Source organism: Porphyromonas gulae DSM 15663, from assembly GCF_000378065.1.
Classification (GTDB): Bacteria; Bacteroidota; Bacteroidia; order Bacteroidales; family Porphyromonadaceae; genus Porphyromonas; species Porphyromonas gulae.
In genome coordinates this window covers 49517-61841 of the sequence record NZ_KB899159.1, presented here as the reverse complement: position 1 = coordinate 61841, position 12325 = coordinate 49517, and the positions used below count along the sequence as shown (strand labels likewise).

The following is a 12325-nucleotide window of genomic DNA, read 5'->3' as shown; positions in this document are numbered from 1 at the left end:
TTTGCATAACTAAATTTGAAGCATTTCCCAACAAGGATTTTATTCCGTTGTGAAAACATTAAGAACAGGCTCCCCGAAAATAATTCGGGGAGCTTCTTCTTTTTTTATTCGTAATTGTATTAATCGCTTCCACCTTTGGACCTTTAGCTTACTCTCAGTCAAGGCAACCGCATCAAAATGTAAGTGCCTGATTATCAATCATAGTTTTGAGTGCATTCTTTATCTTTGAGTATAATCTCCGAAATGCAATCATTTGAAAATTAGCAACTTGTATTTTCTCGAAATTTTTGATGCGGTTGCCCTGACTCTCAGTCTTTCTGCCTTCGGATAACCTTTTATTTGCTTTATCTTTGCGGGCATATCAATTTGTCCGGAATGAATCGGTTTGATTATATCGTAGTTGGAGGCGGCCTTGCCGGCCTCTATACGGCTTTCAAGGCTTCGAAGCATGGTCGGGTAGCTCTGATAACCAAAGCTGACATCCATGAGAGTAATTCGTACTTTGCACAAGGGGGAGTCGCAGCGGTTACGGCTGCTGACGATGCACCGGACAACCACTATAACGATACGGTCGAAGCCGGTCGGGGGCTTTGTGAGGACGATGCCGTAAGGGTGCTTGCCGAAGAGGCTCCGGAGCGGATCGACGAGTTGATCCGTTGGGGGATGCGTTTCGATACGGAAGCCGATGGCCTATTGGCTTTGGGGCTTGAAGGTGGACACCACCACAAGCGGATTCTGCATGCAGGAGGTGATTCCACCGGTAGGATGCTCACGAGCTTTATGATCGATAGTGTGCTGCAAACTTCTGCGATAGAGATATTTGTCAATCACCAAGCGGTCGAATTGCTGATAGACGACCTCGGTTGCCGTGGCGTACGTACATGGGATTGGGAAGATGGGCGTGAAGTCGTTTTCTATGGCAAGCATACGGTGATGGCCACCGGGGGATCGGCTGCCATCTATCGAAGATCTACCAATCCGCAGGGTACCCTCGGAGATGGGATTGCCCTCTGCTATCATGCCGGCTGTGAGGTGCGCGACATGGAGTTTGTCCAGTTTCATCCCACAGCTCTGTACAATCCGAAAGGAGAGGCTTTCCTGATCAGCGAAGCCGTACGAGGAGAAGGAGCACACCTATATAATAGTAGAGGCGAACGCTTCATGCAGGGCGTTCACGAATTGGCCGAATTGGCCCCTCGTGATGTGGTGGCACGGCGGATTTTTTTAGAGATGCGACGTTTGGGAGACGAATACGTCTATCTCAATCTGCGACATCTGGATCCGGATCATATTCGCAGACGTTTCCCCACTATTTGTGCTCGCTGTGCAGAGTTGGGGCTTGATCTTACTGACCGTATCCCTGTGGCTCCGGCGGCACACTACACGGTGGGAGGGGTCAGTACGGATCTGAATGGCTGTACGGCCGTACCTCATCTATATGCCGTGGGAGAGGTGGCTTCTACCGGAATAATGGGGGCAAACAGGTTGGCTTCCAATTCTCTGATCGAATGCCTTGTGTTCGGTCATCGTGTCGTGGCTGATACGATTGCCTCGGATTCGATCGGCCATTCGACAATGGTGTCGAGCATGGCTGTCTATCCTGAGCCGAAAGATGCATCGCTCTATCATAAGGTAAAAGAGCAGTTGTCCCGCCTGATGACCGATTATGTCGGTATCATTCGCAACGAAGAAGGTCTTCTGTCCGTGGATCGGAAGATAGAAGAACTTAGGTGGAAACTACTCGGAACAGAAGATCTTTATGCTTGTTTTGCCGAGCAGCTGCTGTCAGTGGGTCAGCTTATCGTTCGGGGGGCGATAGCTCGCCGAGAAAGTAGAGGAGGGCATTATCGGGAAGACTATCCCGATACGAGCGAGGCCTATCGCAAGCACTCCTCCTACATCCTTGCCGGCAGAGCAAGACATATCAAATAAAAATGCGTAATACCCTCATCACTTTTAAGTTATGACTCATGAAGAAATGCTTTTGGAGAAATTGATCGATCTGGCAATAGCAGAGGACATTGCCGATGGAGATATTTCTTCCAATGCCATTATCCCTCAATCGGAAGGTGCTGCAGCCACAATGGTAATGAAGGCCGATGGCATCATATCCGGAATGGAAGTTGCCCGCCGTGTCTTCGAGCGATTCGAAGCCCTGACATGGACTCCATATGTGTCGGATGGCGATCCCGTAAAGCGCGGTCAAGTAATCCTGCGTGTGGAAGGCAGTTACCGGGCTTTGTTACAAGCCGAACGATTGGCGCTTAATTTTTTGCAAAGAATGAGTGGTATTGCCACTATGACCGCTCGCTATGCCGAGGCATTGAAAGGTACGGCCGTAAGGCTTTTGGATACTCGCAAGACGGCACCCGGTATGCGAATAACGGATAAGATGGCCGTTCGCCATGGCGGTGGACATAACCATCGCATGGGCCTCTATGATATGATTATGCTCAAGGACAATCACATCAAGGTCGCCGGAGGAATACCCCAAGCCATCGAAGCAGCCAGAAGAGCACTCCCGCTTTCTATCAAGTTGGAAGTGGAGACATCCAACCTGGCTGAGGTCGAAGAAGCAGTACGCTATGGTGCAGACATAATCATGCTGGACAATATGGACAATGATACCATGCGTGAAGCGGTGGGGCTGATTGCCGGACGTGCCAGGACAGAAGCCAGCGGCAATATGACACTCGAACGGCTGAGAAGTGTGGCAGAAACGGGTGTGGATTACATCAGCGTAGGTGCTTTGACCCATAGCGTTACGGCCATGGACATCAGCATGAATTTCCTCCTTACTCAGTAAGCTTTAAGTTGGTTTTTGTATGCAAACAAAGGATATTCTTAAAGAGATAGAGCTTCTCAAGAAAGAACGGAATGCCATTATTTTGGCACACTACTATGCGCGCCCTGAGGTGCAGGACATTGCCGATTATATCGGGGATTCTCTTGGTCTGTCCCGTCAGGCTGCCGATACGGAGGCGGATACGATACTCTTTTGCGGAGTCCACTTCATGGCCGAAACAGCTTCGATTATTTCGCCACAGAAGACTATCCTCACTCCCACGAAATATGCCGGTTGTTCTTTGGCCGAAGGTGCCTCTGCCGAAGGCTTGCGCCGCTGGAAGGAGCAGAACCCGGATGGACTCATCGTCAGCTATGTCAATACGACTGCCGAGGTAAAGGCATGGACGGACTACTGCTGTACAAGCAGCAATGCACTCAAGGTGGTGGAGAGCTTGCCTCGAGACAGAAAAATTCTCTTTGGACCGGATCGAAATCTGGGAGCTTATATCTCGCGGAAGACAGGACGGGAGATGGAGCTTTGGGATGCTTCGTGTTTCGTGCATGAGCGGATTACGGAAGAATCCATCTTAGAGGCTTTGGAGCTGTATCCCGATGCTGATATTCTCATTCATCCGGAGAGCGAGGGTTCTCATTCGCCACGAGTGCTGAGTAGCAGTCGCTGCTTTATGTATTCCACGGCCGGTATTCTTAATCATGCTCGGGTGTCTGACAAAAAAATGTTTGTTATTGCTACGGAGCCGGAGACGCTGCACGTGTTGCGGAAAGAAAATCCGGGTAAAACGTTTATTGCCATTCAACCCGACAACCGCTGTTTCCATATGAAACAAACAGGTTTGTGGGAGGTGTTGGAAGCTCTCCGCCACAACCGTTATGAGGTGAAAGTGCCTGCCGAAATCAGAGAGAAGGCTTTGCTCTCGATTGAGCGAATGCTGGCCGTAGGCTGAACTTCGAACTTAAACCCTGCCGGATACTATGTGTCTATCCCAACATGAGATGACGTGCATAGTCTTCATTAGAATTTAGCAAGAAAAGATATAGAAAACCAATGAGTGAAACCATTGACATCAAGGCTCTTACAGAGCTTATTGAGCAGAAAAGCTCATTTGTGAATCTCATCACGCGCGGTATGGCGCAGAATATCGTCGGGCAGAACCATTTGGTGGAGTCGCTTCTGATCGGACTATTGGCCGATGGGCATATCCTGCTCGAGGGTGTGCCGGGATTGGCCAAGACTTTGGCGATCAAAACCCTGGCCGGGCTGATCAGTGCCAAGTACAACCGCATACAGTTTACGCCGGACCTCTTGCCTGCTGACGTCGTGGGGACTATGATGTACAGCCAGAAGCGCGAGGAATTTCAAGTAAAGCAGGGTCCCATTTTTGCAAACTTTATTTTGGCCGATGAGATCAACCGTGCTCCGGCCAAAGTGCAGAGTGCTCTGCTCGAAGCGATGCAGGAGAGACAGGTTACCATTGGTGAAACGACCTTCAAGCTCCCAGAGCCTTTCCTCGTAATGGCTACCCAGAATCCTATCGAGCAGGAGGGTACTTATCAGCTGCCGGAAGCACAAGTAGACCGATTCATGATGAAGGTACTGATAGACTATCCTCAAAAGAAGGAGGAGATGCAGATCGTTCGGCAGAATATCGGTGGCCGGTCAGCTGAAATTCGTCCCGTGATCTCTACGGAGGAAATACTGGAAGCACGCCGAGTAGTAAGGCAGGTGTATCTGGATGAAAAGATCGAACACTACATTGTCGATATAGTTTTTGCCACACGCTATCCCGAACAATTCGGGTTGAACGATTTGAAAGATATGATCAGTTTCGGAGCTTCGCCGCGAGCTTCTATCAATTTGGCGTTGGCTGCACGTGCATACGCTTTCATTAAACATAGAGGTTATGTGATTCCTGAGGATGTGCGTGCCGTATGTCATGACGTGATGCGTCACCGTATCGGACTCAGCTATGAGGCAGAGGCTAATAGCCTGACTCCGGACGCCGTCGTCAATGAAATCCTGAACAAAGTAGAAGTCCCTTAATTAGAGGCAAGTGCAGACAAGCGACCTACTTAAGAAAGTTCGACGGATCGAGATCAAAGCGCGAGGCCTTTCGCGACAAATCTTTGCCGGACAGTATCATTCCGCTTTCAGAGGACGCGGTATGGCGTTCAGCGAGGTGCGCGAGTATGCCGTAGGGGATGATGTGCGCGACATCGACTGGAATGTGACGGCGCGTTATGCACGCCCTTATGTGAAAGTTTTTGAGGAGGAACGTGAACTGACGGTCATGCTAATGGTCGATATGTCCGCTTCGTTGTCTTTCGGTACGGAGGTAGAGACTAAGCGAGAGCTGACGGCTGAAGTGGCAGCTACATTGGCCTTTTCCGCTATCCAAAATAATGACAAGATCGGAGTCCTTTTCTTTACGGACAGGATCGAAAAGTATGTGCCACCCGCCAAAGGAAAGAAGCATATCCTGTATATAATCAGGGAGCTATTGGAGTTTCGTCCGCAGAGCAGAGCCACGGATCTTTCAGTTCCGCTCTCTTATCTGACTCGCTTGGTGAAGAAGCGGTGTACAGCATTCCTGATTTCCGATTTTCAGTCAGAGCCGGATTCCTATGAAAAGACTTTGCTGATGTCTGCTCGTAAGCATGATATTGTAGCCATCAGGATATTCGATCGGCGAGAGGCCGATCTGCCGAATGTAGGGTTGATGCGCTTTCGCGATGCAGAGACAGGGCAGACTCATTGGGTAGATACTGCTGATGGCTCCGTTCGGAAAGCGTATGCGTATGCCTATGAGCAGAGGCAAGCAGCACTTGCCGTTTTGCTCAAACGGTGTGGTGTAGATGCTACCGAGATACGTACGGGGCAGGATTTCGTGCAGCAGCTTCTCATCTTATTTAAAAAACGCTCATGAGACACTCTCTTGCCATTCGCCGCTTTGTCCTTTCTGCTTTTTGCATGCTCCTTGCCTCTTCCCTGCTGAAAGCGCAAGAGCTTTCTATCACCGGCAAACTGGATCGTGCAGAGATGCAAATAGGAGAGCAGGCAGTCATAGATATTACTATCCGCACAGCCGACTTGGCAAGTACACATCTGCAAATACCGACTGATTCGACTATGAGCCGGATCGAAATTTTGGCATTCGGTATTACTGACACGGTTGTAGTGAAAGACCCGGTCGTGGAGATAAAAGCCAAGATGGTGATTACCTCATTCGATTCAACCCTGCTGGAGATTCCTCCTTTTATTGTCACGGATGGTCGGGACCAGGTTATGTCCAAAAGTCTTTTCCTGAAAGTTACAATGCCGGAGGTCGATCTTTCCCAACCGGATTCTATTTATGACATCAAGGAGCCGTGGGGCGTGCCTTATACGTGGAGCGATATTTTCAATATCATGCTTCGCCATCCCCTTACGTGGATCATACTTGCAGCCTTTTTGGCTGTATTGTCTTACCTCTTTTATAAGAGATACAAGGAGCACCAAGCTCGCCGTCCTGTGGTGATTCCTGATACTCCGGCTATTCCTGCTTATGACCGAGCTATTGCAGCCTTGGAAACATTGCGTGCAAAAAAACTGGTGGAGGCCGGTTTGTATAAGGAATACTTTACGGAATTGACAGATTTGCTTCGGAGCTATATTGCCGAAACTCGCGGAATAGATGCCAGGGAGATGACCAGCAGTGAGATATTACAAGCCCTCCAGCGGATCGAACTTCCTGAAAAAGAAAGACTGCTGCTACGTGGAATATTGCAAACGGCCGACCTGGCCAAGTTTGCCAAGTATAAGCCGATGCATGGAGAGGATGCGGAAGCTATTCGAGATGCTCGCGCCTTCCTCGATGAAGTGCATAATATCTGGGAGTCATGACGTTTGCATATCCTGAACTGCTTTGGCTACTGATCCTGTTGCCTTTGATGGCGGCCTGGTATATTCTGCAAGCTCGTAAGACTTCGGCAACGATGACCATATCTTCATTGAAGCCTTTCGAAGGAGGTCGCCGAGGATTAAGGGTCTATTTGCGCCATTCGTTGCCGATATTGAGAGTTCTTTCAGTAGGCTTTCTCATTATTGCTCTGGCTCGCCCACAGAATACCAATAGCTGGCAGAAAGATTCGATCGAGGGAATAGATATTATGTTGGCCATGGATGTCTCGGGTAGTATGCAGGCCATGGACTTCAAGCCGAATCGCTTGGAGGCAGCCAAAGATGTAGCGATTTCCTTTATCAACAATCGTCCGAACGACAATATTGGGATGGTTACATTCGCAGGAGAGAGCTTTACTCAATGTCCATTGACTACCGACCATGCCGTACTGCTCAATATGGTACAGGACTTGCAGATGGGTGTTCTGGATGATGGTACGGCTATCGGCATGGGACTGGCTACGGCCGTCAATCGACTGAAGGACAGCAAAGCCAAGAGTCGTGTAGTTATTCTGCTGACGGACGGATCGAACAATATGGGTGATATCACTCCCCGTATGGCAGCCGATATTGCCAAAACGTTCGGTATTCGTGTGTACACAGTCGGTGTAGGCACACGAGGAGAGGCTCCTTTCCCCATTCAGACGGAATTCGGAGTTCGGATTCAGAATGTACCTGTGGATATCGATGAGCCGACATTGGACGGAATTGCCGAGGTGTCGGGTGGAAAATATTTCAGGGCAGTCGATAATAAGACGTTGGATGAAATTTACAAGGAAATCGATAAGCTCGAGAAGACGAGACTTATGACCAAGAGCTTCAAGGCTTATGAGGAAAAATATTTCGTCTATGCCCTCATTGCTTTTCTTTTGCTGCTGACAGAGTTTTTACTTCGCAATACGCTTCTTCGTTCCAACCCGTAAAGAGATTCCCATGTTCAGATTTTATTCGCCGGAATACTTATACTTGCTGTTGCTGCTTCCATTGCTTGTGGGGGTAGGCTTCTATGCTTATCGCAAGAGACGGGCACAAGAAAGACGGTTTGCCGAACTTCCGCTGCTGAAGGCCCTCAAACCGGAGGCAAGTACCAAACGGCGGATCTGGCGCAACGGATTTCTTCTTCTTGCCATCGTTTTCTTGATCGGGATGCTTGCTCGCCCCCAAATAAGTATTCGTGTGGATGTGCCTAAAGAGGAGAAAGGCATTGAGGCTATGATTTGCTTGGATATTTCCAACTCCATGCTCTGCGAGGATGTCAAGCCCGATCGTTTGAGTTTTGCCAAGCAAGTATTGGGAAAACTCTTTGATGGTATGCAGAACGACAAGGTCGGATTGGTTGTTTTCGCAGGTAATGCTTATACGCAAATACCGATTACTACGGATTTGTCTGCTGCCAGACAGTTTCTTGCGGACATAAGTCCCAACATGGTTACAGCTCAGGGAACGGCTATCGGAGCGGCTATCGAACTTGCCTCAAAATCTTTTTCCGATAATAAAGAGATCGGCAAGACGATCATCATCTTGACGGATGGAGAAAATCACGAGGGAAATGCTATCGAAGCAGCACAGCAAGCTCGTGAAGCAGGCATCCGGGTCAATGTTATCGGTCTTGGAACAGCCTTGGGTGCGCCTATACCTATTGACGGGGGATACCTCAAAGACGAAACGGGCAATCCTGTTGTTACCAAATTCGACGAAAAGATGTGCCGTGACATTGCTTCCGCAGGAGATGGTACTTTCTTTTCCGGGCAGAGTGCCTCTGCCCTGGTACGGGCTGTAGAGAGTCAGTTGGACAAGCTCCCCAAAGCTGTCCTCTCTTCTTCGTCTTCATCGGGCTATCGCGAAGTGTACGGATGGTTCGGATTTGCAGCTTTGATATGTTTATTGTTGGAGTTCCTGATTCAAGAACGGAAGAGCAGGTTCTTCAGTAGGATCAAATTGTTTGACAGATGAGACATTCATGGGCATACGCCGCCTTCATAACTCTCTTCATACATCTTGCTTCGTCGAGCCTCTTGGCGCAGAACATGCGAGAAGAAGTACGTCGGGCTCGACAGGTATATCGAAACCGTCAATATGCCAATGCGGAAGTTGCATATCGCAAAGCTCTCTCCAAGGATAGCACTTTCACCGAGGCACGATTCGGGTTAGCCGGTACGCAGTATGCACAAGGTCGCACGGACGAAGCACTCCAAAACTATGCTGCTCTTGTGCAAGATCCGACATTGACGCCTAAGCGCAGGGCCGAACTGATGCACAATCTCGGCAACTCCTTTATGAAGAAGAAAGACTATCGCCAGAGTGTAGAGGCTTATAAGCATTCGCTCCGAATGAATCCGACCGATGAGGAGACTCGCTACAATCTGGCTTTGGCTATGAAGCTGCTCGAGCAGCAACGACAGCAAGGGGGCGGGGACAATCAGGATCAGAATAAGGAGAATAATCAAGACAAAAACCAGCCACAGAACAATCCGAATAACAATAACCAAGGCGGACAGCAGCAACCTCAACCGTCCAAGCAGGACAATACGCAAAAGGATCAGCAGTCACGGCAGAACGAGATGAGTCGTGAAAGTGCTGAAAAGATATTGAAAGCCTACGAGCAGGATGAGGAGAAAACGCGCGAAAAAGTAGAGCAGATGCGTAAGCAGCGCATGAAGCAGCAAAAGAGTAATTCCACCAAGCAGTGGTAGCCCGTTTCTTTGTCTCGTTGGTCGTTTCGATGCTATTATTCCCACAGTTCCCGAAAGGAATATGTATTTTAGCAACCTGCTGAAAACAAAATAGCTACCGGTTGAAACCTTCTGATAGTTTTTATAATGCCGGCATTAAGAAAGAAAACAGATCTCAATAATCACGGACTATACGATGATTAAGGTGCGATATATACTGGCAAGCCTTTTCTTGTGTCTCTCTTGGTGGACCCATGCACAGGTGTCTTTCACGGTTCAGGCCCCTGCAAGTGTGGCGATGGGGGAGCAATTCCGGGTGAGTTTTACGCTCAAAGATGCTAATGGAGCGGAGTTCAAAGCTCCTGCAATGAGCGACTTCGAAGTTCTTTTCGGTCCGGCTACTGCTACAAGCTCATTCAGTTCCATTTCCAACGGCAAGACCACTTCGTCTCGAAGTGTCACTTATACGTACACGCTGATGCCCAAGTCGGTCGGCACCTTTCAGATCGGGCCGGCTTCCATCCGTGCCAATGACCGAGATTATAAGACCAAGCAGGTATCTATCAAGGTACTTCCGGCCGACAAGAAATCATCGAAAAATACTAAGTCCTCCTCTTCTTCCTCACGGGTCGATGCCGGTAGTTTGTTTGTCCGAACCATCATCAATAAGACCAAAGTGTACGAACAGGAAGCCATCCTCGTCACTTATAAGCTCTACACTCTCCATCCCAATTTGCAGTTCGAGCAGGTCAAATTCCCCGAATACGAAGGGTTTATATCACAGGATGTGGAGGACAATGCAGAGAAGCAATACAGCCTTGAAAGCTATGAAGGGCGGAACTATCAGACAGCCGTTCTCAAGCAGTCGCTGCTCTTCCCTCAAAAAAGCGGCAAGCTGATTATCCCATCGGGTAACTTCCGTGTCGTGGTAGCGGTACGACGGGAGATAGACGACATAGATGACTTCTTTGTTCTCCAGCCGTATGAAAATGTGCGGAGGACTCTGACCACCAATCCGGTCACAATAGATGTCGCCCCCTTGCCGGAACCGAAACCCCAAGGATTCGATGGTGCCGTCGGTAATTATCGGATCTCAGCTTCTTTCAATGACCGTCAGGCCAAAACAAACGAAGCCCTTACACTCAAGCTTGTAATTAACGGAAGCGGAAATATCAAGCTAATGGGAGATCCCAAAGTGAAATTTCCCGACAGCTTCGAACAATACGACTCCAAGGCCGAGAGCAGCCTTCGTGTAAGTGTTTCGGGAGCCGATGGACAGCGTACGATCGAGTATTATGTGGTGCCTCGTCAGACGGGGAAGTTTACCATACCCGCCATCAGCATACCCTATTTCGATCCTGTATCCCGCTCATACAAAACAGCTTCCACGCAAGAATTCACCATTCAGGTAGCGAAAGGAAAAGGCGAGAGTGCTACCATGAGTGGCTCCGGGTCCGATGCGGTCAAGATGTTGGGGCAGGACATTCGTTACTTGAAGCCCTTTACAACTTCTTCCTCTCCCTCTTCCTTTGCTTTTTCGGTCGCTTATTGGGGCATCTATCTTCTCTTGTTTCTGCTCGCACTCCTGTTGCTTTTCCTCTATCGTCGAAGGATGAAGATGATAGCCGACGAAGCCGGTATGCGATGGCGCAAGGCTAACAAAGTTGCCGTCAAACGTCTGCGACGGGCAGCCGAATATAAACAGAGCGGACGGGGCGATCTCTTCTACGAAGAAATCCTTAGAGCCGTTTGGGGCTATTTGGGTGATAAACTGGGAATAACCGTGTCGGAATTGAATAAGAATAATATAGCCGAACGGCTTGCTCAGGCCGGTCATGTGCCGGAAACTCTTATCGGGGAGCTCATGCAGCTGATCGAGACTTGCGAATTTGCCCGATATGCTCCTGAGAGCAATGAGCATGCGGCTATGGACTCCGTGTACGAACGTGTTTGCAGTATAATCGAACAGATTGACAGCACTAAAACCTTGAAGAGATGAGAACGCCTGTACTACGCCATATTGCGGTTTTACCCTTGATCCTTTTTCTGTCGATCGGCTCCCTGCTGTCCTTGCAGGCACAAAATCCGGATACCTCCGTTCGCCGATCCGTATTCTTGCCCGTGGATTCTTCCTCAATCGCTGTGTCGGAAGTAGAGACTGAATCGGCTGCCGATTCTTCGACAGTGGAAAAGATTTTATCCGCCGAGGAGATCCACCGCTTGTTCGATGCCAAGCAATATGGCCGGGCTGCTGCTGCATACGAACGAATCCTGCGCGAGACAGACCGGCCCGATGCTTCGTTGCTTTACAACCTCGGTTGCTGCTATTACAAGAGTGGCGAGGTGGCTCTTTCCATCCTCATGTTCGAGCGCGCTTACCGACTGGCTCCGAATGACAAGGATATACGCGTCAATCTGGAAATGGCCAGACTCAAAGCCTTTGATAAGATACCGGATAGCGAGAGTATTGCTGCCAAGCTCTGGCGACGTCTTTGTTATTCGGTGTCGTCGGGTGTAATCGTAGTAGCGGGGATTATCTGCTTTATTATTTTTCTCGGTAGTATTTTGCTTTTTCTGTTAGGGGGAAGCCGGAAGTTGCGGCGAGGGGGATTCTATGCTGCTTGGGTCAGTTTGTTCTTTTGTATCCTGCTCAATTTGGCCGCTTTCCGCCGCAAGGCTGATTTCCATGACGATAGCTATTGCATCATGATGGCATCCGTAGCCAACGTCAAGAGCTCTCCGGACGAAGATGGCACCACCCTTTTTGAACTTCATGAGGGTGTGCGTGTTAGAATTACAGGGGAACCTATTGACGGCTGGTACCCAATAGAACTGGCTGACGGCAAGGAAGGGTGGCTTCCTCAGACCGTCCTGACTCGTATTCATGTCTCTCCCGTGGACTGATACT

At 49.2% G+C, this 12325-nt stretch carries 11 protein-coding genes; all 11 read left to right on the top strand.

Annotation, left to right across the window (positions count from 1 at the left end; all coding sequences use genetic code 11):
* The first annotated feature begins 375 nt into the window (after positions 1–375).
* Positions 376–1932 (top strand): L-aspartate oxidase, encoded by a 1557-nt coding sequence (gene nadB / locus F452_RS0105360; protein WP_018965206.1) that lies wholly within the window; start codon positions 376–378, stop codon positions 1930–1932.
* 31 nt (positions 1933–1963) lie between these two features.
* Positions 1964–2806, top strand: coding sequence for a carboxylating nicotinate-nucleotide diphosphorylase (gene nadC, locus F452_RS0105355; protein ID WP_018965205.1), 843 nt, complete (start codon positions 1964–1966; stop codon positions 2804–2806).
* 19 nt (positions 2807–2825) lie between these two features.
* Positions 2826–3752 carry a quinolinate synthase NadA gene (nadA, locus tag F452_RS0105350; RefSeq protein ID WP_018965204.1) on the top strand — a complete coding sequence of 309 codons (927 nt, stop codon included), beginning with the start codon at positions 2826–2828 and terminating at the stop codon, positions 3750–3752.
* 101 nt (positions 3753–3853) lie between these two features.
* Positions 3854–4849: an AAA family ATPase gene (locus tag F452_RS0105345; protein ID WP_018965203.1), complete on the top strand. Its 996-nt coding sequence runs from the start codon at positions 3854–3856 to the stop codon at positions 4847–4849.
* 10 nt (positions 4850–4859) lie between these two features.
* The gene (locus F452_RS0105340; RefSeq protein WP_026292222.1) at positions 4860–5732 is read left to right on the top strand and encodes a DUF58 domain-containing protein; all 873 of its coding nucleotides are present in this window, start codon (positions 4860–4862) and stop codon (positions 5730–5732) included.
* The gene (locus F452_RS0105335) at positions 5729–6688 is read left to right on the top strand and encodes a hypothetical protein (RefSeq protein ID WP_026292221.1); all 960 of its coding nucleotides are present in this window, start codon (positions 5729–5731) and stop codon (positions 6686–6688) included. Before F452_RS0105340 ends, F452_RS0105335 begins: the two co-directional genes overlap by 4 nt.
* Positions 6685–7668, top strand: coding sequence for a vWA domain-containing protein (locus tag F452_RS0105330; RefSeq protein ID WP_018965200.1), 984 nt, complete (start codon positions 6685–6687; stop codon positions 7666–7668). The genes F452_RS0105335 and F452_RS0105330 overlap by 4 nt, the downstream gene beginning before the upstream one ends.
* Positions 7669–7678: 10 nt before the next feature.
* Positions 7679–8698, top strand: coding sequence for a vWA domain-containing protein (locus F452_RS0105325; protein ID WP_018965199.1), 1020 nt, complete (start codon positions 7679–7681; stop codon positions 8696–8698).
* Positions 8695–9438, top strand: a complete 744-nt coding sequence (locus F452_RS0105320) for a tetratricopeptide repeat protein (RefSeq protein ID WP_018965198.1) — start codon at positions 8695–8697, stop codon at positions 9436–9438. The genes F452_RS0105325 and F452_RS0105320 overlap by 4 nt, the downstream gene beginning before the upstream one ends.
* A gap of 175 nt (positions 9439–9613) precedes the next feature.
* A complete protein-coding gene (locus tag F452_RS0105315) occupies positions 9614–11416 on the top strand; it encodes a BatD family protein (RefSeq protein ID WP_026292220.1) in 1803 nt (600 codons plus the stop codon).
* Positions 11413–12321, top strand: a complete 909-nt coding sequence (locus F452_RS0105310) for an SH3 domain-containing protein (RefSeq protein WP_026292219.1) — start codon at positions 11413–11415, stop codon at positions 12319–12321. The genes F452_RS0105315 and F452_RS0105310 overlap by 4 nt, the downstream gene beginning before the upstream one ends.
* Positions 12322–12325: the final 4 nt, after the last annotated feature.

Coding starts and splice junctions, on each gene's coding strand:
- nadC (WP_018965205.1), top strand. CDS start 1,964: ATGACTCATGAAGAAATGCTTTTGGAGAAATTGATCGATCTGGCAATA.
- nadA (WP_018965204.1), top strand. CDS start 2,826: ATGCAAACAAAGGATATTCTTAAAGAGATAGAGCTTCTCAAGAAAGAA.
- F452_RS0105335 (WP_026292221.1), top strand. CDS start 5,729: ATGAGACACTCTCTTGCCATTCGCCGCTTTGTCCTTTCTGCTTTTTGC.
- F452_RS0105345 (WP_018965203.1), top strand. CDS start 3,854: ATGAGTGAAACCATTGACATCAAGGCTCTTACAGAGCTTATTGAGCAG.
- F452_RS0105310 (WP_026292219.1), top strand. CDS start 11,413: ATGAGAACGCCTGTACTACGCCATATTGCGGTTTTACCCTTGATCCTT.
- F452_RS0105320 (WP_018965198.1), top strand. CDS start 8,695: ATGAGACATTCATGGGCATACGCCGCCTTCATAACTCTCTTCATACAT.
- nadB (WP_018965206.1), top strand. CDS start 376: ATGAATCGGTTTGATTATATCGTAGTTGGAGGCGGCCTTGCCGGCCTC.
- F452_RS0105325 (WP_018965199.1), top strand. CDS start 7,679: ATGTTCAGATTTTATTCGCCGGAATACTTATACTTGCTGTTGCTGCTT.
- F452_RS0105315 (WP_026292220.1), top strand. CDS start 9,614: ATGATTAAGGTGCGATATATACTGGCAAGCCTTTTCTTGTGTCTCTCT.
- F452_RS0105330 (WP_018965200.1), top strand. CDS start 6,685: ATGACGTTTGCATATCCTGAACTGCTTTGGCTACTGATCCTGTTGCCT.